At 35.9% G+C, this 22,549-nt stretch carries 21 protein-coding genes, 1 tRNA gene and 1 other RNA gene; 4 read left to right on the top strand and 19 right to left on the bottom strand.

Annotation, left to right across the window (positions count from 1 at the left end; genetic code table 11):
* Nucleotides 1–24 precede the first annotated feature (24 nt).
* From csy2 to A9G07_RS05100, 13 genes are all read right to left on the bottom strand, one after another.
* Nucleotides 25–948, bottom strand: coding sequence for a type I-F CRISPR-associated protein Csy2 (gene csy2, locus A9G07_RS05155; RefSeq protein ID WP_065734297.1), 924 nt, complete (start codon nucleotides 946–948; stop codon nucleotides 25–27).
* Nucleotides 948–2,327, bottom strand: a complete 1,380-nt coding sequence (gene csy1, locus A9G07_RS05150; RefSeq protein WP_065734296.1) for a type I-F CRISPR-associated protein Csy1 — start codon at nucleotides 2,325–2,327, stop codon at nucleotides 948–950. The genes csy2 and csy1 overlap by 1 nt, the downstream gene beginning before the upstream one ends.
* Before the next feature lie 70 nt (nucleotides 2,328–2,397).
* Nucleotides 2,398–2,721, bottom strand: a complete 324-nt coding sequence (locus A9G07_RS05145) for a hypothetical protein (protein WP_065734295.1) — start codon at nucleotides 2,719–2,721, stop codon at nucleotides 2,398–2,400.
* Nucleotides 2,722–3,135: 414 nt separating this feature from the next.
* A complete protein-coding gene (gene cas3f / locus A9G07_RS05140) occupies nucleotides 3,136–6,495 on the bottom strand; it encodes a type I-F CRISPR-associated helicase Cas3f (RefSeq protein ID WP_065734294.1) in 3,360 nt (1,119 codons plus the stop codon).
* Nucleotides 6,492–7,445 (bottom strand): type I-F CRISPR-associated endonuclease Cas1f, encoded by a 954-nt coding sequence (gene cas1f, locus A9G07_RS05135; RefSeq protein WP_065734293.1) that lies wholly within the window; start codon nucleotides 7,443–7,445, stop codon nucleotides 6,492–6,494. The genes cas3f and cas1f overlap by 4 nt, the downstream gene beginning before the upstream one ends.
* Before the next feature lie 288 nt (nucleotides 7,446–7,733).
* Nucleotides 7,734–8,489 carry a TSUP family transporter gene (locus A9G07_RS05130; protein ID WP_065734292.1) on the bottom strand — a complete coding sequence of 252 codons (756 nt, stop codon included), beginning with the start codon at nucleotides 8,487–8,489 and terminating at the stop codon, nucleotides 7,734–7,736.
* Between the two features lie 2 nt (nucleotides 8,490–8,491).
* On the bottom strand, nucleotides 8,492–9,559 hold the full coding sequence (aroC, locus tag A9G07_RS05125) for a chorismate synthase (RefSeq protein ID WP_065734291.1): 1,068 nt from the start codon (nucleotides 9,557–9,559) through the stop codon (nucleotides 8,492–8,494).
* A 35-nt stretch (nucleotides 9,560–9,594) separates the two neighbouring features.
* Nucleotides 9,595–10,488, bottom strand: coding sequence for a 50S ribosomal protein L3 N(5)-glutamine methyltransferase (gene prmB, locus A9G07_RS05120; RefSeq protein ID WP_065734290.1), 894 nt, complete (start codon nucleotides 10,486–10,488; stop codon nucleotides 9,595–9,597).
* 125 nt (nucleotides 10,489–10,613) lie between these two features.
* Nucleotides 10,614–10,701: transfer RNA gene (locus A9G07_RS05115), tRNA-Ser, on the bottom strand.
* A gap of 68 nt (nucleotides 10,702–10,769) precedes the next feature.
* Nucleotides 10,770–10,859 (bottom strand): cytochrome bd-I oxidase subunit CydH, encoded by a 90-nt coding sequence (gene cydH / locus A9G07_RS11945; protein ID WP_141673908.1) that lies wholly within the window; start codon nucleotides 10,857–10,859, stop codon nucleotides 10,770–10,772.
* A 29-nt stretch (nucleotides 10,860–10,888) separates the two neighbouring features.
* Entirely contained in the window at nucleotides 10,889–12,961 is a 2,073-nt protein-coding gene (gene prc, locus A9G07_RS05110) for a carboxy terminal-processing peptidase (protein ID WP_065734289.1), read from the bottom strand.
* A gap of 9 nt (nucleotides 12,962–12,970) precedes the next feature.
* Nucleotides 12,971–13,507, bottom strand: a complete 537-nt coding sequence (gene proQ / locus A9G07_RS05105) for an RNA chaperone ProQ (RefSeq protein ID WP_065562206.1) — start codon at nucleotides 13,505–13,507, stop codon at nucleotides 12,971–12,973.
* A gap of 64 nt (nucleotides 13,508–13,571) precedes the next feature.
* Entirely contained in the window at nucleotides 13,572–13,928 is a 357-nt protein-coding gene (locus tag A9G07_RS05100; RefSeq protein ID WP_065734288.1) for a DNA-binding protein, read from the bottom strand.
* Nucleotides 13,929–14,105: 177 nt separating this feature from the next.
* On the opposite strand from A9G07_RS05100, the gene A9G07_RS05095 reads away from it, so the two are divergent.
* From A9G07_RS05095 to rnpB, 3 genes are all read left to right on the top strand, one after another.
* Nucleotides 14,106–14,387: a helix-turn-helix domain-containing protein gene (locus tag A9G07_RS05095; RefSeq protein WP_065562208.1), complete on the top strand. Its 282-nt coding sequence runs from the start codon at nucleotides 14,106–14,108 to the stop codon at nucleotides 14,385–14,387.
* A gap of 209 nt (nucleotides 14,388–14,596) precedes the next feature.
* Nucleotides 14,597–14,959 (top strand): outer membrane protein assembly factor BamE domain-containing protein, encoded by a 363-nt coding sequence (bamE, locus tag A9G07_RS05090; RefSeq protein ID WP_065562209.1) that lies wholly within the window; start codon nucleotides 14,597–14,599, stop codon nucleotides 14,957–14,959.
* Between the two features lie 178 nt (nucleotides 14,960–15,137).
* Nucleotides 15,138–15,526, top strand: an RNA gene (rnpB, locus tag A9G07_RS05085) — RNase P RNA component class A.
* A gap of 2 nt (nucleotides 15,527–15,528) precedes the next feature.
* On the opposite strand, the gene A9G07_RS05080 is transcribed toward rnpB, so the two are convergent.
* The 6 genes from A9G07_RS05080 to A9G07_RS05055 all read right to left on the bottom strand — a co-directional run bounded on the left by A9G07_RS05080 (nucleotide 15,529) and on the right by A9G07_RS05055 (nucleotide 21,714).
* Complete coding sequence (locus A9G07_RS05080) at nucleotides 15,529–16,215, bottom strand: DedA family protein (protein WP_065562210.1); 687 nt, start codon at nucleotides 16,213–16,215, stop codon at nucleotides 15,529–15,531.
* A gap of 30 nt (nucleotides 16,216–16,245) precedes the next feature.
* The gene (tldD, locus tag A9G07_RS05075) at nucleotides 16,246–17,703 is read right to left on the bottom strand and encodes a metalloprotease TldD (protein WP_065734287.1); all 1,458 of its coding nucleotides are present in this window, start codon (nucleotides 17,701–17,703) and stop codon (nucleotides 16,246–16,248) included.
* 49 nt (nucleotides 17,704–17,752) lie between these two features.
* A complete protein-coding gene (gene rng / locus A9G07_RS05070) occupies nucleotides 17,753–19,228 on the bottom strand; it encodes a ribonuclease G (RefSeq protein WP_065562212.1) in 1,476 nt (491 codons plus the stop codon).
* Between the two features lie 12 nt (nucleotides 19,229–19,240).
* Nucleotides 19,241–19,732 (bottom strand): rod shape-determining protein MreD, encoded by a 492-nt coding sequence (gene mreD, locus A9G07_RS05065; protein ID WP_065734286.1) that lies wholly within the window; start codon nucleotides 19,730–19,732, stop codon nucleotides 19,241–19,243.
* Nucleotides 19,722–20,561 carry a rod shape-determining protein MreC gene (gene mreC, locus A9G07_RS05060; protein ID WP_065562214.1) on the bottom strand — a complete coding sequence of 280 codons (840 nt, stop codon included), beginning with the start codon at nucleotides 20,559–20,561 and terminating at the stop codon, nucleotides 19,722–19,724. The genes mreD and mreC overlap by 11 nt, the downstream gene beginning before the upstream one ends.
* Before the next feature lie 109 nt (nucleotides 20,562–20,670).
* A complete protein-coding gene (locus A9G07_RS05055) occupies nucleotides 20,671–21,714 on the bottom strand; it encodes a rod shape-determining protein (RefSeq protein ID WP_065562215.1) in 1,044 nt (347 codons plus the stop codon).
* 368 nt (nucleotides 21,715–22,082) lie between these two features.
* Here A9G07_RS05055 and accB point away from each other — a divergent pair, with 368 nt between their 5' ends.
* Nucleotides 22,083–22,538: an acetyl-CoA carboxylase biotin carboxyl carrier protein gene (accB, locus tag A9G07_RS05050; protein ID WP_065562216.1), complete on the top strand. Its 456-nt coding sequence runs from the start codon at nucleotides 22,083–22,085 to the stop codon at nucleotides 22,536–22,538.
* Nucleotides 22,539–22,549 lie beyond the last annotated feature (11 nt).

The following is a 22,549-nucleotide window of genomic DNA, read 5'->3' as shown; positions in this document are numbered from 1 at the left end:
ATCCTTTTTAGTAATGCTAAATATTTAATTGGTTCTTTGATTAATCATATAAATGTCTGCGTTATTCGATTGCAATTCACTACACTGATAACGCCAAAAAGCTTGGGATAAATGTCCCTTTAATCGTAAAGGAAATACCCATTTACCTAATCCATAGATACATTCAACAAATTGTGTTGCATATTCATTGCTACGTGCATTTTCAACCATTCCGGCTTGAAATAGTGGTGAAATAGCTTGATATCCGAGTGGGATAGGCACTAGCCAACCTCGCCCTTCCTTTATTGAAGTAGTTTGCCAATGATCTTTTTCTTGCGGTTGATGATGAAGCATTGCAGTTTCAACTAAAGCATCGAGTTGCGTGGCATTAGGATTCTTTTGTTGTAATTCAGCAGTGATATCTTCTAACTCTTGTTGTGCTTCAACTAAAACAAATGCAGGCAGCAACAAATTAGCTAAGGTTTTATCTGATTCATCAGAAGAAATTAATTTTACATTTTCAATTGAGACTATGTGCCCACCCGCTATACGTTGTTGATAAAGTTTTTGCTTCATCTGCGTAACAAATGCTTGTTGTTGTTCTTCATCATAGAGCGTATCGATATTTTCGATTTTCACTTCTACTAATAAACTCACATCAAGATGAACTTTACCTTCCTCGATGATTGAGCGAGTATCACCATTTTTTGCTAATGGGTTGCGAGTTAACCGAAAAATATAATCTGAATAATCATTAGGGCGATAAACTTGTACATCACACTCATGACAAGCAATTAATACCCCGTCAAGATAAATTGGTTCTTTGGATTCAATTTTTCGATTTAAAGCGTGAATAGCACCTAAAAATCCAGAAATAGCCGGAAAACCATAAGTCAATGGGCTTGATATAGCATTAGCATTGTGAATTTTAACATGGTCAAAAAGTAGATAATAATTTAACGAAGTCATTAGAAAACCCCCTCTTTTTTACGTTGACTCGCTTTTACCGCTGCGCTAAATTCGCTACACCATTCATTAAATTCAGGATCTGAAAATTGCTCACTGATATTATTAAATTTATTTTTCAACACGCATTGAATCCAAAAAGCAAAATCTTGTTTAATATCACCTAGCCAATCACCTTTATCATAGTGTTGTTTGAAATCTTCTTCATTTTCTAACTCTGCTCGATTAGGGTCTAGCCAAAGCTTTTGGCTAAATTTTAGAGAGTATTCCCTACTCCAACCAGCAGGCATGGTTTGCTGGATATGCTTAGCAAACTTAAGGACATAAGATGAGATAATATCTAAAGCATCTTTACGATTATCTCTTTCTTCAACGACATTTTTAGGCGCCTGAACCATATCAAAGAGTAATCTAAAACCAAACCGACAAAAATATTGCATTGAATTATCAAAAATATTTTGTTTGTGATCGGTAATCGACGGAAATTTGGAAGTTTTGAATTCGGGTGGTATTGAAGGTAATAAGAAATTTCGACCACCTTGATTGCTGGTTAATTGACTTACACCTTGAGGATTACTGCCACCCAACTTAACCACAGCTAAATTTTGAAAAGAAAAATAGGGTTCATGTACTGCATCTTTTATCCTTCTTTGTTCACGGGCTTTTTTATTGTGTTCGGAAAACCTTTCTTGCACTTTCTGATAAACTACATGACATAACGAACTAGGATGCAATGGAACTAATAACCGATAATTATTTTCTAGATGAGCTAAATAGCTTTCTTGGCTATTTGGCCAATAAAATTGTTTATTGAGTTCTGAAGCTTTAGGATGTTCAAATTCATTAAATATAGCTTTTTTTAAATTGACTAAATAAAGCGATGCTTTTTGTTTATCGTCAGATAAAGCATCCAATACTGCAGGGTTATCTTCTATAATCAATTGCAATAGTGTTGTTTCACCGGTTACAACTTGATTTAATAATGAAAATATATCTAAAGCTGCAGCATTGCCTGAACAATCAAGTGGTAACGTAGTTAGTGTAGCGGAAGATATAACTGTCTGATTGATTGGCTTAGTCTGCGTTAGATAATTATTATTATCACCTAGACTTGAAGAATGGATCCCTTTGCTAATATGAGAAGCTATTGATATCCAGAATATCCTTCTGGTTGCCGCATCTTCCATCCAAGTTTCAAAATCATAACGCTTTAATAAATCATTAATTTTTTGTTGTGATTCAGTAATTGCTAATGAATCATTGTTTTCTCTAGCTTTAGCTAATTTTACAAGCTCACTTTTGTAGCTACTATTATTAGCAAGCCGTTGCGTTAGAAAGTTTATGATTACCTTTCTAATATCTTGCCAAGAAATACTATTCATTGGCCCTCCTATATTAATAAAAATATTATAAATAGGACTTATATTTAAATATAAGTCCTTAGTTTCTCCATTATGATGCTTTAAATTTTATATACAAATGTAACAATTGAAGTGCTTTTTCATTAAACAACAACTCATCAGAAAAATTATTACATCTATATTTAGGATGATCTAAACCTAATTTTTTTATTAAATATTCTACTTCTTTAATTGTTGAACAACCTAGAATATTCATTAACTTTTTGATAGAGTAAAATTTAGAAGGTTCTTGTGTAACGATAAACGATTCATCATTCGCTGCTCTTCCATTAATTTCAAATTGCTGTAAATCATTTACTTCTAATTTTTCAATAGATATTTGACATTGAATCAACTTAGATTTATTTTTATGCATAATTTTGTCCTACTTTATTACGCGTGGATGAAATTTTAAACCTCAGATCTGGTCCATCTGGGGTTTTCCATTACAACATTTAATTAAAAATGGTGTTTTATGTAATTTAGATTACATATTTGTCATATTAATAATATAAGAAAACAAAGTCAATCTATATTATAATTTCACGGGGACAATTAAAAAATAATTTCAATAGTTTTGTAAGTAATAATAATGAAAAACCGCCTATTCGGCGGTTATAATCGTGATATATGGTAATTTCACGTTTCTAAGCTACCTATACGGTAGTGTTAATTATTATAAAATAATTACTTTTGTATTACTACATTTCATCGGATATGACAGCTATATTTTATTGGATAGACGAAAATATCTTACATTAAATTTAGTTTTAAAAGATTTGACCACCCTCTATTCTTTATAAAACCCAAAACAAGGATTAAAGCACCAGCGTGTTCCACTTGCTAAACTAACTGTGCAAAATTCGTTTGCCAGCCGATATTGGTTTTTATTTGGCAAATGTTCGGCTAGTTTTTCCATGGCTTGTTGTACGGTATTTGATAGCCATATTTGTACTTTTGGGTTATCTAACTGCCAATTTTGATATTGGATAGCGTAATTTTCTGTTTCAGGGCATTGTTCATCTGGTTTTTGCCATGCATTTTCAGCATAACTAAAATTGTGATTACCATCTTCATCTAACTGACAGACGTAATCATCTTCTTTTGGGCTTTTCATTCTAAATGGCGAGATCTTTTGCAAATGCACACAATGATGATGTGCCAAATTAGGTTGCCAATAACAAGTAACATAGTTGCTTGTATGAGCATTAATGGCAAATAAGTCCGCCATGACATTATGCTCTAATTCAGCAAGCGTTAAACCATCTTCTGGTGATGAAACTATGCGTGGAATAGCATTAATATTTTCGAGTTGTTTGCTTGGTATAATTTCTTCACTTTTATGTGATTTTAGTAAAAAATTAGGCTCTTGTTCAAAACCCGGTCTGGCAAAACAAGCTTCCACTGAACCATAGTTGTTTCCTTTTTTTATCGATTCGATGTTACTGCCTAAGATTGCTACATTTGGGCTATGCGTAGATTTATCAGGGCGGTGTCGCCAAACGCGTCCGACTAATTGAATAATGGAACGCATAGATGAGGGCTCGACAATTGCCCAATCATAATCATGATCACGCCCAACTTCAGTAACAGGTGTGCCAATGACGATAAAAATGTGATTCTGTATTTTGCTGTGTTTTATTGCTTCAATAATTTCCGGTTGGTTGAATAATGCTTTCGGATCGCTACGGTTTAAAATTCTATCTAGTTTTTCTTCCAATTGGCTACGTAGCAATAAAAGTTGTCTGGCATGGTAAACTACAATATGAAATACAGTATCGTCAGGTAATGTGTGTTGCTGATATATCTGTTTAGTAATTGCGATGACATCTTCAGTATGGGCAAATCGGATTAAACCAATACTGACCTGTTTTTTTGATGTCTCGTCAGTCTGATGATATAGCTCGTGAAATAGGCTTGCTTGTTCCAGAATTTGCTTTGCTAAAATATGGTAATTGAGTTTTTCATTCGCTTTTTTATTTGTTTGATAATCGAGTAATTTTAGAATATGTCCTTTACGACGAATCGCTTCTTTTTCTAGCTGCATTATGCGTGAGTGAACAAAATGTTGATGCTCATTTTTGAAATGATTAAGATCATCAATTGGCATGACTGACTGATGATATTCGTCAAACCAACCGCAGATAATACGATTACTGCTTTGACTACTATTATTTTGATTCCATATTTTCCTTCCGGCTTGGTAGGCGTCAAATAAACCAGCTATCAGATCGGGGGTTAAAGTAGCAGAAGAAAGCAATACTTTACTACCATAAAGTCCTGCTAAATGAACTAATCTAGCTAAAGCAGGAAGATCGTGTTGATCAAAATCATCGGGTTCATCTAATATGAGATCAGAAGTAAGCAATCTTAATGTTGGTGCAATATATTTACCGCCTTGAGTGCCTTCACTAGCTTGAATAATATGATCAATAGTACAGGTGACAATTGGGGTATAAAGTAATTGACGAGCTTTACTGTTTTCAATAATAGTACCCAATTCGGTATCAGCAATGCCTGTTTCAGCGACATCAATGTATTCATCCATTAAAGATTCGATAGATTCGCTACCGTAACTTTCAGGATTATGATTCTGTGAATTTTGCTCGTTATAGGTGTTATGTTCTCGTCTCTTTTGTTCTGATTTTGCATCATTTTCTAACTCAAATAAGGTTTTTGACGCACTACCACCAACTAAGGTTGCCACATGCTCATCTGTCAGTTGTAGTCTGTCTCTAAGTGCTTTACCTGTCTGCAATGTTAATACCCGCAAACCTAACGCAATGGTAAAACGCACACCACGTTTAGGATTAGCTAATGCATAAATAATTCGGCCGTTCGCTAACGTTTTACCGCAACCTGTTGATGCCATATTTATACCAAAAAAGCCGTTTTCATCACTAGTTTGCTGATAACTTTTAGCCAAATCAAATGCATGATTTTGCCATTGAAAACGTTTGATTGTCGTACGTTGTGTAAATGCTTTATGGTGGTTAATTGCTGGTAATTCCATTGCCATTTTGGGTAGCAATCGAACAAATCGAGCTGATAAGTTAGCAACACCAATTAAATGATCATCTAAGCGCTGTTTCGGTTTTTTTTGATAATTGGTATTGGCAATCAAGATTTCTTTATTTTTACCTGCTTCATCATTTACCAAAGATAAACTTGAAAAATTGTGATCAGCAACCATTAAACTCAAACGAGATATATGTAATAAAAATTGATCAATTGTAGTTAGCTGCATTAAAGGCGGGTGATTAAGTGCTTTACTTGCATAACGACAGAGTTTTTTTAACCATACATTACTTAACGTTATATCATCTTTAAGCTGCCAAAAAGAGTTTGGATTAGCATGTTGGCTATTTTTATTTTTAACCCAACCTTCAACGGCTTTTAGTGTTTTATAAAAATTGTCTTGTTTGAAGTTAGCAAGTAATAGTTCATTCTTCTGCTTTTTTTTCTTATCACCACCCATCGAATCCGATAAAAAAGGCATTCGATGATGTGAAACAATTAACCAAGCAATCCATTGAGCTAATAAGGGTATTTGAGTTAAATCACCTTTTTCGGTGCATGTTAAATCTTGATGCCAGTTTGGATTTTGCTCTTGATATTCTGAAAAATTGGCTAGCCGTTCCAATACGGCTTGATTGCTAGTACAATTTTTAATCATTAATAAAAATATTTGTAATGAAATCCACTCATGTCGATATGGATCTCCAGTTATTGAAGCTTTACGTAATTTATCTTGAAAACCAACTGTCGCTTTACCTAAATCATGCAATAATGCAGCAATAGTTGCAATAAGTTGTATGGATATAGCATGTTGCCAAGAATTTTCGTTATCACTTCGTAAAATATTTCGTTTTGTACGATTAGTCGGCACTCGTCCTTGCTGGTTAAATTGGCTTTTATCGCCGACAATCCAAAGGAGATCAGTTTGATTTTTTCCATGTGTCCAGTAGCAAGCAACAGCAGTATTTTTTCGAGCGGTTTTTCGTAATAATTTATAAAGCGTTTGTAAACCGGCTGAAGTTATCGGTGTTTGCCAAGTTCGTTCACCACAACGCTCAGCAAATTGATCGATGATTCGGCGGGTTTCTGTTAATGCTCTTTTTTTGCATTGGCTCACAAGTAAAATATTCATGTTTTATCCGCAATTTGTTTTAACGTATCAATAATCATATCGAGCGCGCCTAATTGCGCGAATTGTGAAATACAAGATTGACGAAATGTTTTCTCATCATCACCTTGCATAGCAGATATAAAAGCTTGAGGTAAAACCATACCATCTTTAATAATATCAGCAGCATCAAAAACTAAGCCGCCACGTCGAGTTTTGCCATGTAAAATAGCTAAACCATGTGGCAAACCCAATACCCAACAAGCCGTAGCACCTAAACCATAAGCTAAATAATTACCATGATCTAAAAATTGATTAGCAGGATCATGGCTTTTATTTCGAGTGGCATGCTCTCTTTTAAATTTGTCATCTTGCAACGTTAATTGATTTGCCATTGCATACAATCTTTTGCTAAATCGTCCTTCTGCTGTTAACAGAGATTGACTATTTTTAGCCGTATCAAACTGTTCTCTGGCATCGTTGATAATGTTAGTTAATTGATTTTGATCTACTGTCCAATCAAATTCTAACCAACTCGATTGAATGATATTAAGTCGATGCTGTTGTAACATTTTAGCGGCTTGTAATCGGCGCTGATCATCAAACCAAAATTGGCACCAACTTTGTAAGTATTCAGTTGCACGATACTCACTTTGAGGTGAAAAAAATTGACAAGCAAACTCTGACTCGGTCGAAGCAAATAGTGGTGTTCCGCCGCCACCACAAAATCCAATCATTACCCCGGCTCTTGAAAGTTCACGGACAGCAGCTTGCGTTAATGAAGTACCGGTACCAAGCAAAATGCAGGTGGTGTTAGCTATCGGAATGTTCCAATACAATGATTGCAGCCCTTGATCGGTGACATACTCAACTCGACCACCATTGACTAAAACCCGGCAGTGTTCTAAATAATAAATATTAGCACGCTTGGAATGTAAAATGGTTTTAAGATCAGAAGAGTGAATCAAATCCATGATTATAAGAAAATAAATTCAATTTTTACATAATGACAAATTAACACTGTTTTATGTAAAAAACGAGCTTTTTTAAATAACAATTTTTATAAAAGCTAATTCAATAAATCGCTTTACTAATTATAAGATGATAAATTATTAACCAGTTTAAGATGATCGTTGTTTAAATAAAATACAATGACAATTCCAGCCATTAAAATCAGGGCATTTTAAAGCGCAAAAACCCCGCTCCTCAAAAAATTTTCAGGAGCGGGGTTTTGTGATTAATCGTAAGTATCTTTTTATTCTCTAAGAGAAGACGTTTTCATAGATGAGTTTGATACTCATAATAGTGGAAACGGTAATAAGCATTGGTCTTATCAATTTTCGCCCTTTAGCGATAACCATTTTTGCCCCTAATCTTGCGCCAATAAATTGACCAACAAGCATAACAAGACCAATTGACCATACCACTTCTCCACCAACAATAAAAAAGATTAAGCCCGCTAAGTTAGAGGTAAAATTGAGTACTTTGGTATGTGCAGTGGCTTTGGTTAAATTAAAACCGGCAAGGGTGATATAGGCTACTGCGTAAAATGAGCCAGCTCCGGGCCCAAAAAAACCGTCATAAAATCCGATAGCTAATGCTGGTAATAAGGCGAATTGGATTATGGTTAGGCGACTTTTACGATCATTTTCCCCAATGGTCGGGGAGAGTAAAAAATAGAGCCCAACACTAATAGTTAAGATCGGTAAGAGTAATTTTAAGAAGTCAGCTTGTATATGCATGACGGATAATGTGCCAAGCGCCGAGCCAATAAAGGCACAGGTAATTGCGAATTTTTGCTGTTTTAAATCAACCATGCGTTCACGAATAAAGTAAAGGCTGGCAGAGAAAGATCCCCCAGTACTTTGTAATTTATTGGTGGCTAAAGCGCTGGCTGGCGGTAAGCCTACCGCCAAAAGAGCCGGTACCGTTAACAGCCCACCGCCACCAGCGATAGAATCAATAAAACCAGCCAACATGGCTATAAAAAAAAGTAAAGCCAGTAATTCGTAACTCATGATTATTTTACATCACCACATTGTGCAAGGTGTCGAAGATAATGATCCATTAAAACAATTGCAACCATTGCTTCAGCAATTGGTACTGCTCGGATCCCCACACAAGGATCATGTCGACCATGCGTCGATACTTCAACGCTATCACCATAAACATTAATCGACTGCCCGGCAATTTCAATACTTGGCGTAGGTTTTAAAGCAATACTTGCCAAAATGGTTTGCCCGGAGCTAATTCCACCCAAAATACCGCCAGCGTGATTAGATAAAAAACCTTCAGGGGTAATTTCATCACGATTTTCACTTCCGCGTTTGTTGACAGTAGCAAATCCGTCACCTATTTCTACCCCTTTGACGGCATTGATGCTCATTAGGGCATGGGCAAGATCGGCGTCGAGTTTGTCAAAGACTGGTTCTCCTAACCCTACTGGCACATGCTCAGCCACTATACAAACTTTAGCACCGATAGAATCACCCTCTTTTTTTAGTTTTCTTAGTAATTCATCAAGAGCTTCCAATTTGCTTTGATCAGGGCAAAAGAAAGGATTTTGGTCTACTTGTTGCCAATCTTTTAGTTGGCACTCGATATCACCCATTTGAGCTAAATAGCCGCGAATAGTGATACCCAGTTTTTCATGTAAATATTTTTTAGCAATAGCACCTGCAGCAACTCGCATGGCGGTTTCACGAGCTGATGATCGACCGCCACCACGATAATCACGAATTCCGTATTTTTTTTGGTAGGTGTAGTCAGCATGACTAGGTCTGAAGATATCTTTTATTTTGCTATAATCTTGCGAACGTTGGTCAGTATTTTCAATAAGTAATCCAATGCTGGTTCCTGTAGTTACCCCTTCAAATACACCTGAAAGAATTTTTACTTGATCCGCTTCGCGACGCTGAGTTGTGTAGCGAGATGATCCTGGGCGACGACGATCAAGGTCATGTTGCATATCGGATTCGTTTAAACTCAGTCCTGGTGGTACACCATCGACAATGCATCCTAATGCAATGCCATGTGATTCACCAAAGGTAGTGACTTTAAATAATTTACCAATTGAATTTCCTGCCATAGTTCTCTATTCCGATTTTATTTTTTATATTTAATTTATTTAAAATAATGTTGATAAGCTTTAAGGTCATTATAGGTCAGTGAAAATACACCTAGTCCACCATGTTCAAAAGTTATCCAGTTAAATGGTACGTCTGGATACTGTTCTTGTAAAGATACCCAGCTGTTGCCGACTTCGCAAATTAATAAGCCTTCTGGTGTTAAATAGTTACTTGCATCATGTAAAATTCTTTTCACTAAATCTAACCCATCAAGCCCAGCTTCAAGCGCCAATTTTGGTTCATATAAAAATTCATCTGGAAGATCATTCATGTCTTCATCATCGACATAAGGCGGATTAGTGACAATTAAGTCATATTTGTTATCAGGTAATCCATTAAACAGATCAGATAGAATTGGGGTGACTTGATATTGCATATCGTGCATTTCAATATTGGTTTGAGCAACATCAAGAGCTTCAAGTGAGATATCGGTAATATCAACTTGCGCCTCAGGGAAGGCATAAGCACAGGCAATCCCAATACAGCCACTACCGGTACAAAGATCTAAGATTTTCTTTGGTTGACTAATAATTAAGTCTTTAAATTGATTGTTAATCAATTCGCCTATCGGAGAGCGAGGTATTAATACTCTTTCATCAACATAAAAGCAGTGACCACAAAACCATGCTTGATTGGTTAAGTAAGGTGTTGGTAAGCGATCAGTAATTCGCTTATTAATGATCGCATTTAATTGTTGTTTTTCATCGCTAGTTAGATTTGATGCATAAAACTCAGGGGGAATAAATAATGATAAGCCTAACGTTGCTAAGATAAGTTGTTTAGCTTCATCTATAGGATTATCTGTTCCATGCCCTAGAAAGATATCTGATTGACTAAGTTGTGACGTGGTCCAGCGTATATAATCCTGAACGGTGCGTAAATTTTCCATATTAACTCCGGAAGATCAAGGAGAAGATGAGGTTACTCGTCAGGTCATTAACCTTGTGCGAATATGTCACCAGTAATGAGATAGAACCTCTGGGTTCTTTGCTGCAATGACTAAATAAATTTTAATGGCGGTGAGGAAGGGATTCGAACCCTTGATACGTTGCCGTATACACACTTTCCAGGCGTGCTCCTTCAACCACTCGGACACCTCACCTTAATTTAGCACCCGCTTTAAAAAAGCAGGGTGCATACTATAATTATCTGGACCAAATTAATCAAGTCTTAATTCATGCAAACAACAACGCCAAAAGCTGCAATAATGGATAAAATTAATACGGTTGCAACTAAAGCATATTTTAAGTCAGTACACATAGTCTTTTCTCCTTACTTTTGTTTTAACACTATTCAATTGGTGTATCTAAAGATAAAAATCCACCTAAGTTTTTACTTTCTTCAATACTTGGGTAATTAGGTATTAAGTCAAACAAGATCTCTACCGATTCATCTAAGAATGGATCTGGCTGTTTATAATCTTTAGGTAGTTCCTTTAAATTTTTAATAGGTGCTAGACCTGCACGGTTTAAACGTTCATTCATACGCTTAAGGTCTCGCTCTTCTTTAGTTTTTTGCTCTGTTTCACGTTCATTTTTATTTAATGAGACAGTGAGATTGTCATTTTTTTTGCTATTAAATTCTTTAATGTCTTCTTCGATATAGTTGAATTCTGGGTTTTTAGCAATTCGAGCTTCATGTTGCGATTTTAAGTTTGCTAATAGTGGTTTGATGTTTGCTACAGTTAAATAGTCTGCAGAAGGAATTTTATCCCATGGCATAGCATTATCTAAGAATCGTTCACCAGTTTCATCAACATATTGGCTTTTGGTCATTTCAATATCAGGATCAACACCCTTTAATTGGGTACTGCCACCATTAATACGATAGAATTTTTGGACAGTATATTGAGCACCACCAAGTTCAGGCCAGCTTGGGTGTAAACGAGCATCAACTGGGTATGAAATACCTCGTGAAGTTTGGACTGTTCCCTTGCCATAGGTGGTTTCACCAACAATTACTGCCCGACCATAATCTTGCATTGCTGCTGAGAAAATTTCTGATGCTGAAGCACTATAACGGTTAATCATCACAACAATTGGACCGCTGTAGTCAATACCTTTATTTTTGTCATCATAAGTCGTGATTTTTTGAAGGTTATCACGCACTTGTACGACTGGACCATTGTCAATAAATAAACCTGTTAACTCAATAACTTCAGCTAAGGAACCACCACCATTATTGCGCAAATCAATAACTAGGCCTTGTAATTTTTCGCTGTTAGCTTCCATTAATAATGATTGAACCTTTTTGCTTAACCCAATATAGAAGCTTGGTATTTCAATAATACCGACTTTGCCTCGGCTATTATTGATAACTTTTAATTTTGCTTCTCGATCTTCAAAATGAATTTTGTCACGTTTAAGTTCAATGATTTTAGGTTTGCTGTTATTGCCCGCTGGTAAAATTTCTAATTTTACTATGGTGTTTTTAGGACCGCGTATTTTGTCAACAATATCCTCTAAACGCCAACCGATTACATCTTCTATAGGAGAATTGCTTTGCCCAACCCCGATAATTTTATCGCCAACTGTTAATAATTTACTTTTTTCGGCTGGGCCGCCAGTTACAAATGACATGATTACAGTATAATCATCTTGTTGACTAAGTGTGGCACCGATTCCTTCAAAAGATAAACTCATTTCAGAATCAAAATCCCGTTTTTTACGCGGCGCTAAATAGCTAGTATGAGGGTCAATTTCGCGAGCAAACGCATTCATAAAGACTTGGAAACAATCTTCATTATTAGATTGTTCAATAGTTTTTAATACGCGTTTATATCGTTTAGTTAATACTTCACGAATCTGAGTCTCGTTTTTACCCGTTAATGCTAAATTTAGCTCGTCATATTTAACGCGTTTTTCCCAATAGTCATCAAGTTCTTTTTCATTAGTTGCCCATGCTAGGTCTTCACGCTTAAAATTAATTTCGTCTTTAGCGCTAAAGTCCATTGGACGTTGCAATACTTCAAGCGCATATTGATATCGGTTGTAGCGTTTTTGCAAAAAAAGGTTGTAGATATCATAAGCTGTTTTTAGATCGCCATCTCTTAATTCTTGACCTAATTGTTCTTGGTAAATACGGAATTTGTTTACATCATCTTGAAGAAAGATAGTTTTATTACCATCTAATAATTTGAAATAGCGATCGAAAATTTTAGCTGAAAATGCACCATCTAAGGAAAAATCACGATAATGTGATTGAGTAAAGAAATTAGTTACTCGTTTGGCGACAACTTGATGTACTTCATCTTGTTTTAGAACTGGAATTTGTTCCGTTGCAGGAGCTTTGGCCTGAGCCGTTGTACTAATAATACATAAAATGAGACCGAATTTAACAAAACCTTTCAGTAACTTATTCATATAAATTCTCTATCGATTAATAATATGCTCAGGTTTGACTGTTAGTTCCATTCCTGTTCCTACTTTGACTTTGATGTGCTCTTTTTCAATAGTGATGATCTGTCCTTTGACTGGTTTTTGACCAACATTGACTCGAACAAAATCACCAATTTTCAAAGCTCTAGGTTTTCGAGAAGGTTTAGGGGCTGCTTTACGTTTTTGTTTTGCCCTTTCCTTAGCTTGCTCCTTGCTTTCTTTTAATTGTTGCTGAGCATGTTCCATTTGTTCTTTGGTAATAACTTCAGTTGGGTTACCATCTAAGTCAACGCGATTTGCACCTTCCTTTATGCAATATAGATAGCGCCAACCCATGGTGTAGGCTCTAAGTGCAATGCGAAGTTTGGTTTTGCTCAATAATTCACTATTTTCTAGGCGAGAAATAATATCTTGAAAGATGCCAATTTTTAAAGGCTTTGCTTCCCCTTCAATAGTAAAACAATTAGGAAACTGCTGGTTTAAATAATTAATAATCTCTTTAGTATTTGTTAATTGAAACTGATTTTCCATTGATTATTCCATTGCTACTAATAATTTTCTGACGATAAAGTATATCTCAGCTTGTACAATAACACTAATTATCTTTTTTGTGTTTGTTAATAAAAGAAATAAAATCTTTGATACCATTTCGCATTATCCATGAACTGACAATCGTTTGTTCTTCTGTAGATAATTGTTCAAATGCTGTCATCCACAGTTGTAATGGATTAATTGGCGAAACAACGTAAGTTGCACTCTCTTCCTCTAGATACAAAGCTTTTTTAACATCTATTGACAAGCTGCTAATGTGATATTCAATAGCTTTACCACGAACGCCTGAACGTTTACGAGAAGTCCAGTTTTCAGATCTTGCTTTACGATTTATACCTTGTGTTGTTGATGGCATCCCTGCAATACTTAATAGTTCTTTTGGTGAGAACCACTCTTTCATTCTAATAATCCTATTTTAAGAAACAAGAAAAAGTTATAGAAATTAAAGAAACTTTGATACAATATTAAGAAACTACTTACCATTGTTATTTAAAGTTAAATTATAAACTTACTGGTTTTGATAACTAGAAAGCATAACATAGATATTTAAGGTTATAAACTAAGAAGGAAGAAAAAAATGGAGATTAAATCTAATGATTGGCATAAAGCAGACATTATTGCCGCATTAAAAAAGAAAGGGACAACTCTCGCTGAACTATCTCGTCAATCCGGACTAAGTTCCTCAACACTTAGCAATGCGCTTGTTAGACCTTGGACAAAAGGAGAGTCAATTATCGCTAAAGCACTCAATTTAAAACCCTCGCAAATTTGGCCAAGCCGTTATATAAATTCAATGACAAGACAGCCAATTAAGCGAGTTTTGAGAAAAAGTTCAGATAATACATCTTCAAATCATTAACTGACAACAATCTAATTAACACTTTTTTACAAACATATGGAAACATATAGAAACACTTGTTTTCATGTGTTCGTTTTTGCTTTATTCTTTTATCAATTCAATTCATCTATTTTCCTTATTTAAACTAACTTGATTATTTTCATCAATATTAATCCTATGCTATGATTAGCCATCTTTTGATATAAATCATAGTTTAATAGGCAATTATTATGAAAAATCTTAGTAAAATTTTGGTTCTTTTATTTTCAGTATTAGCATTATCCGCATGTTCACAAAAAAATTATTTAGAACAAGGTACCCCACTAAGTCATGAGAAAGTGGATAAAATTGTTGAAGGCTCAACCACTGAGGCACAACTGCTGCATATTTTTGGTCAACCAGCAAGTAAGGTTAGTATTAATGCTAACGAATCAAAATGGACTTATACATATCTTAAAAAAAGTTCAACCAAAAATGCAATTTTTGGGGAAACTCAATACGACATTCTTGAAGGTACGTTAGAAGTAGTGGTAAACCAAGGTGTTGTAACTTGGTTTAACTATTCGCAAAACAATAAACAGAAGAAGTGGTAATTATCATTTGATTATTAAGCACATCAATTAGATGTGCTTTTTTATCTATTTGCTTAATGATTGTTCTTACCGTTAAATCCCCTTATTCTCATATTTTCATTTCATATTTTGTTTAGATTCCATTCATATACTTTATTCCGCTCTGGACAAAAGTCTTTATTACGTTATACTCGTTTGCGAAATTAACCAGACAATCGCTGCTTTGTTGTAGTCCCTTGCAAAAGGGAGACAAACAGAGGGGAGGAAAGTCCGGGCTCCATAGGGCAGAGTGCCAGGTAACGCCTGGGGAGTGTTGGCGAGAGCGAACATTCACGACTAGTGCAACAGAAAGTATACCGCCGATGGCTTAGCAATAAGATCAGGTAAGGGTGAAAGGGTGCGGTAAGAGCGCACCGCGCAACTGGTAACAGTTGTGGCACGGTAAACTCCACTCGGAGCAAGGTCAAATAGGGATTCATTGGCGCGGCCCGCGTTGAATCCGGGTAGACTGCTTGAGCTAATGCGTGAGTATTAGCCTAGAGGAATGATTGTCCACGACAGAACCCGGCTTATCGGTTAATTTCACCTTTTTATTCTTTACGGTTTTGCTTTGCTTGTTTTTTATTACTTAACCAACGCTTTACTGCTAACCAAATCGAAAATACTAATCCTAATACCAATAAAAATACTGGTATTAACATTAATAAAGACATAATCTGTTTTTCGTATGTTTTAAAAATTGGTGATAAACCAAATAAATAGCCTAATGTAACAATCAAAAATATCCATAATGTTGCACTTACCCAATTGTAGATGTGAAATTTACGGCTATGCAAACCTGATAACCCCGCCATCATTGGTAATAATGTGCGAACAAATGCAATAAATCGTCCAATAAATAGTGCTTGTAAGCCATATTTGTGGAATAGTACCTCTGATTTATGGTGATATTTTTCTGGCAAATGTGCCATCCAATTCTGTACAGTTTTGGTATTACCCAACCACCGGCCTTGTGCATAACCGAGCCATGTGCCGAAGGCAGCACCAGCAATTAGAATTAAGTTTATAAGACCAAAATGAAAAACATCAAGACTTATCAATACGCCAGTTAGAAACAGTAAACTATCACCCGGTAAAAAAGCTGCGGGTAACACACCATTTTCTAATAGAATGATGACAAATAGCATTCCATATAATATCCATAACACATCTGGGTTTGAGAGTGTTTTTATATCCATATGAACAAATGCTTGGTATAGTGTAATGATTGTATCCATTTAGCTTATTTTCTCATTAATGTATTATTATTAGTGGTTAATAGTACCACCTACGGTTAAATTATTCACTTTTAAAGTCGGTTGACCAACTCCAACAGGAACGCTTTGCCCTGCTTTACCACAAACACCAACACCTGGATCAAGTTCGAGATCATTGCCTACCATTGAAATTTGTTGCATCGTTTCAATACCTGATCCAATAAGCGTTGCACCTGTGACCGCCGTAGTAATTTTACCTTTTTCAATTAAATAGGCTTCTGAAGTTGAGAAGACAAATTTTCCTGAAGTTATATCGACTTGCCCACCTGCAAAATTAGGTGCATATAGTCCATAATCTACACTTTGGATGATTTCATCAAAACTCGATGTTCCCGCTAGCATGTAGGTATTGGTCATTCTAGGCATAGGTAAACAGGCATACCCTTCACGGCGACCATTGCCAGTCGAATGGCAATTCATTAATTTTGCGTTAAGCTTATCAAACATGTAGCCTTTTAAAACACCGTTTTCGATTAATACCGTTTTTTGACTTGGCGTACCTTCATCATCAATAGAGAGTGAACCTCGACGATTTTCAATGGTTCCATCATCAACGATAGTACAAAGCTCTGAGGTAACTTGTTCGCCAATTTTTCCTGAAAACACAGAACTATTTTTACGGTTAAAGTCTCCCTCTAGCCCGTGTCCTACTGCTTCGTGAAGTAACACACCTGGCCAACCTGCACCTAAAACAACTGGCATGGTGCCTGCTGGAGCCGGTTTGGCTGAGAGCAAAACTAAAGCTTGACGCACAGCTTCTCGGGTATAACTATCTACATAACTTTCACCTGTTTTCGCATTAGTCGTTAAAAAATAGTCATAACTAAATCGACCACCACCGCCACTACTCCCTCGTTCACGTTTACCATCTTGTTCGACAAGAACGGATACTGATAAGCGAACTAAAGGCCTAACATCTGCACATAAGGTACCATCAGTGCCTGCGATTAAAATGTCTTCATAACTACCAATTAAGCTTGCTGAAACTTCAATGACTCTTGGATCAATTGAACGTGCTAACTTATCAACTTGGTGTAATAAGGCAATTTTTTGCTCTTGCGAAAAGCTATTTATCGGATTAAGTGATGGATACTTGATGATATTGTTAGCCGTTTTAAATGGAGTAACCATAATGGGTGTTTGATTTTTAGTAATAGAGTTTGCGGCTAATACACTTTGCTCTAATCGAGCTAAAGAAAGCTGATCAGTATAAGCAAATCCTGTTTTTTCACCAATAATCGCTCTAACACCAACACCTTGATCGCGATGAAAAGAGGCATTTTTAATAATGCTATCTTCAAGAGACCAACTTTCGTAATAACCAGATAAAAAATATAAATCACCAAAATCAATTTGCCTTGAACTAAGCATATCAAGCAAATTTACTATATCTTGCTGATTTAAGTTATTTGGATTGAGTAACCGTTCACTCACTTGGGCTACGTTCATAAATTCCTTAATCTAATGATTATCAATATAAAAACTGTAAAATTTATTATTACATAAGTACTACATCATATTGTTCTTGAATATAAAGTGGTTCAACTTTTACTTCAACACGTTTGCCAACAAACACTTCAACTTCTGCTAGCGCATGTGATTCATCCGTCGTTAATGCATTAGCCACTGCAGCTGAGGCATAAACCAAAAAGTATTCAGAGCGGTGAGCTTTGTATATACGAACAATTTCACGGAGTATTTCATTACAAACCGTTTCTACTGATTTAACAATCCCTCGACCTTTACATGCAGGACACTCTTCACAAAGTATATGACCAATACTTTCTCGAGTCCGCTTACGTGTCATTTCAACTAACCCCAAACCAGAAAAAGTGTTCACGGATGTTCGTGCTCGGTCTTTGGCTAAAAAGTCTTGTAAAGATAGTAACACTCGTTCACGGTGAATATCTTCTTGCATATCAATAAAATCGATAATGATAATACCGCCTAAATTGCGTAATCGTAATTGACGCGCAATCGCAATGGTTGCTTCGATATTGGTGTTGAAAATAGTTTCTTCTAAATTACGATGACCTACAAATGCACCAGTATTAATATCAATGGTCGTCATAGCTTCGGTTTGATCAATAATTAAATAACCACCCGATTTTAATTTGACTTTACGGTCTAACGCTCGTTGAATTTCGTTTTCAATATCATACAGATCGAAAATTGGGATATTACCGCGATAATGGGTTAATTTGTTGGTAACTTCTGGCATAAATTCCTGTGTAAACTCAACCAACAAATCATAAGTAAGTTTAGAGTCAACCAAAATTCGTTCAATTGGGTCGCCAACAAAATCCCGTAATACTCGTTGAGATAAAGCAAGCTCACCATAGACTAAATATTTGCTGATTGGACGCGCCATTCGTTCTTGAATTTTTGCCCATAAACGTTTTAAAAAATTGGCATCTTGTTCAAGTTCGTGAGCATTTGCTCCTTCGGCAGCAGTTCTAACAATAAAACCACTTTCATCGGTAACATATTGTTCAACAATTTTTTTAAGCCTTTCACGCTCTTCTTCCGATTCAATTCGTTGCGATGTCGCTACATGAGCAGAGTTAGGACCAGGCATTAAAACTAAATAACGCGAAGGTAAAGTTATATCTGTAGTAAGTCTGGCACCTTTAGTCCCCAATGGATCTTTAACAACTTGTACCATTAAATCTTGGCCTTGACGTACCAATTCAGAAATATCTTTAACTTGAAACTGTTCTTGTTCACTGTCCGATACACATTCGGTATGCGGCATGATATCCGAGGCGTGCAAAAAAGCAGCTTTTTCAAGACCGATATCAACAAACGCAGCTTGCATACCCGGTAAAATACGAATGATTTTGCCTTTATAGATATTTCCTACAATACCTCGACGTGATTCACGATCTACGTGGATTTCTTGTAATATCCCATCTTCAATATATGCCACCCGAGTTTCTGATGGCGTTACGTTCATTAATAATTCGACAGACATAATGATCCCTTATTAATTAATAGCAAAGTTCCGTCTTATTAGTCGTAAGAATAGATAAATCACTATCCATAATACCCCATCAACAAAACTAGATACTAAAATTAAAGGTGAAATCGTTATGGTATGATAAATACTGACTTGAAACAGAAATACTAATATATTATAACAAAGCGAAACGGCAAAAATAATAATTGATTGTTGCCATAAAGCTAAATTACGGATTAACTGGAATTTAAACATTAACAAATAAGCCACGCATGAAAAAATAAATGCGTGAATACCTAAAAGCGATCCTGAGAATAGATCTAAAATGATACCTAATAAAAATGCTATGCTCATACCAATTCGGTGCGGTAATGCTATTAACCAATAGGCCATAATTAACATTAATAAATGAGGCTTAAACATATTATATTCAGGTGACCACGGTATGATTTGTACACATAAGCCAATTAGCAACGTTAACCAAATAACCAGTATACTAATTCGATTATTACCCCTCATGTTTTACTCCTTGATCGCCCCACAATAACAGTAGATAACGTAAACGTTTTAAATCTGCGGTTGGCGTAGCAGAAATAATGGGGGTGGAATCACTTATATCAAGCTTTACTGAACTAACCACAGCCACTGGGTACCCTTCTGGGAAGCGACCATCAAGTCCAGAAGTGACTAAAACATCACCAACTTTGACATCAACATTGTTAGGTAAAAAATCAAGCGTTAAATCGTTACTGCATCCATTACCAACAGCTACCATTGAAATATCATTTCTTAATACTTGTACTGGAATTGCATGTTGATAATCACAAACTAAGATCGCTCGGCTTGTTGATTGAGCGGTTTGATAAATTTGTCCAACGATACCTTTTTCATCTACTACCGGCTGACCTATATATACACCGTCATTTTTACCTTTATTAATTACCACCTGATAAACGTAAGGATCAGTATCAGCTAATAATACTTGAGCAGCCATTTTATGTTCATCATGTCTTAAAGGTGAACCTAATAGCCCTCTTAGGCGGTCATTTTCATGCTTTAAATGTTCAAGCAATAATAGATTACTTTTTTGTTGCATTAAGGTTTCTTGCAGTTCTGCATTTTCTTTAATTAGTGTCTCTTGTGTTTTCGACATTTCATACAGCGAATCAAATGATGATTTTGGTGCATTTGAAACATGATAAAGTGGCGAAATTAAGGTATCTAAATAATAACGAACCTCTTTAAAAGGACGATAATTGATATCTAACACTATTAACGTCAAAGCGAGTGCCAGTGATATAAATAATTGAACACTCAGAGGCGAACGTTTAGAAAAAAGTAATTTCATTGTCCAGTATTTACCTGTTATATATCTAGAATTTAACTATTTTAAGATATGACTCCGCCGACAATGTCGGCGGAAAAAATGAAATATTCGTTACTTGCTAGTAATATTATTACTCTTCACTGAAGAGATCACCACCATGCATATCTACCATATCAAGAGCTTTACCACCACCACGAGCTACGCAAGTAAGTGGGTCTTCAGCTACAACAACGTGAATCCCTGTTTCAGCAGATAATAATTTATCAATATTACGTAATAATGCACCACCACCAGTCAATACCATACCATGTTCTGAAATATCAGAAGCTAGTTCTGGAGGACATTGTTCTAGAGCAACTTTAACAGCACTAACAATACCACTTAATGGCTCTTGTAATGCTTCTAAGATTTCATTCGAATTTAGTGTAAAACTACGTGGCACACCTTCAGCTAAGTTACGACCACGTACTTCGATTTCAAGGACTTCATCACCTGGATAAGCACTTCCAATGAAGTGTTTAATTTTTTCTGCGGTCGCTTCACCAATTAATGCACCATAATTGCGACGAACATAATTGATTATTGCTTCATCAAAACGGTCTCCACCAATGCGTGCAGAAGCGGAATAAACTACGCCATTTAATGAAATAACAGCCACTTCTGTTGTACCGCCACCGATATCAACAACCATTGAGCCAGTTGGTGCAGAAACTGGTAAATCAGCACCAATTGCCGCAGCCATTGGTTCTTCAATTAAATAAACTTCACGAGCACCAGCACCTAATGCTGATTCACGAATAGCACGACGTTCCACTTGTGTTGCGCCAACTGGCACACATACCAATACACGAGGACTTGGTCTTAAGAAGCTATGGCTGTGAACTTGTCGAATAAAATACTGTAACATTTTTTCAGTGACGGAAAAGTCTGCAATCACACCGTCTTTCATTGGTCTGATAGCTGCAATATTACCAGGTGTTCGCCCTAGCATCTGTTTCGCAGCATGGCCAACGGCAGCAACACTTTTAGGTGTTCCTGAGCGATCTTGACGAATGGCAACAACTGAAGGTTCGTTAAGCACAATGCCTTGCCCTTTAACATAAATAAGCGTGTTGGCTGTACCTAAATCAATCGATAAATCATTTGAAAACAAGCCGCGAACTTTTTTGAACATAATAAAAACTCTTCCTAGAATTAATCTTGTTTAAATATATTTGAGTATTAGAAGCAAACTTAGGCGTCTACAAAATATATATTTTAATTTTATCCGACAAATAATAGTTCATTTAGCAGATAAAAACCACAGCCAGCCTCAATAATAATTAAGGGTTATATTGTATCGCAATTTAAAAATAATACCTAGAAAATAGTATAACAAGTGTTTGTAAAGGAGATATATAATGACAAATTATGATTTACAGTGTATCCTTCCGCGTTAATGTTGAGTTACTATTTTTAGTATCGAATTAAAAGATTACTTTTAAGATATTAAAGGTACATTAAAATAATTGTTATTTATATCAAATAAACACGGTGTAATTCATGGATATACGTAAAATTAAAAAGTTAATTGAATTAGTAGAAGAATCAGGTATTTCTGAGCTTGAAATTTCTGAGGGTGAAGAATCGGTTCGAATTAGTCGGTCGACACCTACCTATACAGCTCCAGTGCAAAACATTCAAATTCCCCAACCAGTTGCTGTTCCTGCTCCTACAGTCACTGCGGCTACAGTTGAAGCAGAAGTCATCACAGAAACTAATAGTGGCACAACCATAAAATCACCAATGGTTGGTACGTTTTATCGAACTCCAAGCCCTGAATCTAAAGCATTTGTTGAAGTCGGTCAGTCTGTAAATGTTGGTGATGTGCTTTGCATTGTTGAAGCAATGAAAATGATGAACCAAATTGAATCAGAAAAAGCAGGGACTATTAAAGCTATCTTAGTTGAAAATGGTCAACCAGTTGAATTCGATCAACCACTATTCATTATTGAATAATCAGAATTATT

The organism is Gilliamella sp. wkB72, from assembly GCF_001693745.1.
Lineage (GTDB): Bacteria > Pseudomonadota > Gammaproteobacteria > Enterobacterales > Orbaceae > Gilliamella > Gilliamella apicola_E.
This window is presented reverse-complemented; position numbering and strand designations above follow the sequence as displayed.

Excerpts from the sequence above, each read along its gene's own strand:
- csy2 (WP_065734297.1), bottom strand. The coding sequence starts at position 948 with ATGACTTCGTTAAATTATTATCTACTTTTTGACCATGTTAAAATTCAC.
- csy1 (WP_065734296.1), bottom strand. The coding sequence starts at position 2,327 with ATGAATAGTATTTCTTGGCAAGATATTAGAAAGGTAATCATAAACTTT.
- A9G07_RS05145 (WP_065734295.1), bottom strand. The coding sequence starts at position 2,721 with ATGCATAAAAATAAATCTAAGTTGATTCAATGTCAAATATCTATTGAA.
- cas3f (WP_065734294.1), bottom strand. The coding sequence starts at position 6,495 with ATGAATATTTTACTTGTGAGCCAATGCAAAAAAAGAGCATTAACAGAA.
- cas1f (WP_065734293.1), bottom strand. The coding sequence starts at position 7,445 with ATGGATTTGATTCACTCTTCTGATCTTAAAACCATTTTACATTCCAAG.
- A9G07_RS05130 (WP_065734292.1), bottom strand. The coding sequence starts at position 8,489 with ATGAGTTACGAATTACTGGCTTTACTTTTTTTTATAGCCATGTTGGCT.
- aroC (WP_065734291.1), bottom strand. The coding sequence starts at position 9,559 with ATGGCAGGAAATTCAATTGGTAAATTATTTAAAGTCACTACCTTTGGT.
- prmB (WP_065734290.1), bottom strand. The coding sequence starts at position 10,488 with ATGGAAAATTTACGCACCGTTCAGGATTATATACGCTGGACCACGTCA.
- cydH (WP_141673908.1), bottom strand. The coding sequence starts at position 10,859 with ATGTGTACTGACTTAAAATATGCTTTAGTTGCAACCGTATTAATTTTA.
- prc (WP_065734289.1), bottom strand. The coding sequence starts at position 12,961 with ATGAATAAGTTACTGAAAGGTTTTGTTAAATTCGGTCTCATTTTATGT.
- proQ (WP_065562206.1), bottom strand. The coding sequence starts at position 13,507 with ATGGAAAATCAGTTTCAATTAACAAATACTAAAGAGATTATTAATTAT.
- A9G07_RS05100 (WP_065734288.1), bottom strand. The coding sequence starts at position 13,928 with ATGAAAGAGTGGTTCTCACCAAAAGAACTATTAAGTATTGCAGGGATG.
- A9G07_RS05095 (WP_065562208.1), top strand. The coding sequence starts at position 14,106 with ATGGAGATTAAATCTAATGATTGGCATAAAGCAGACATTATTGCCGCA.
- bamE (WP_065562209.1), top strand. The coding sequence starts at position 14,597 with ATGAAAAATCTTAGTAAAATTTTGGTTCTTTTATTTTCAGTATTAGCA.
- A9G07_RS05080 (WP_065562210.1), bottom strand. The coding sequence starts at position 16,215 with ATGGATACAATCATTACACTATACCAAGCATTTGTTCATATGGATATA.
- tldD (WP_065734287.1), bottom strand. The coding sequence starts at position 17,703 with ATGAACGTAGCCCAAGTGAGTGAACGGTTACTCAATCCAAATAACTTA.
- rng (WP_065562212.1), bottom strand. The coding sequence starts at position 19,228 with ATGTCTGTCGAATTATTAATGAACGTAACGCCATCAGAAACTCGGGTG.
- mreD (WP_065734286.1), bottom strand. The coding sequence starts at position 19,732 with ATGAGGGGTAATAATCGAATTAGTATACTGGTTATTTGGTTAACGTTG.
- mreC (WP_065562214.1), bottom strand. The coding sequence starts at position 20,561 with ATGAAATTACTTTTTTCTAAACGTTCGCCTCTGAGTGTTCAATTATTT.
- A9G07_RS05055 (WP_065562215.1), bottom strand. The coding sequence starts at position 21,714 with ATGTTCAAAAAAGTTCGCGGCTTGTTTTCAAATGATTTATCGATTGAT.
- accB (WP_065562216.1), top strand. The coding sequence starts at position 22,083 with ATGGATATACGTAAAATTAAAAAGTTAATTGAATTAGTAGAAGAATCA.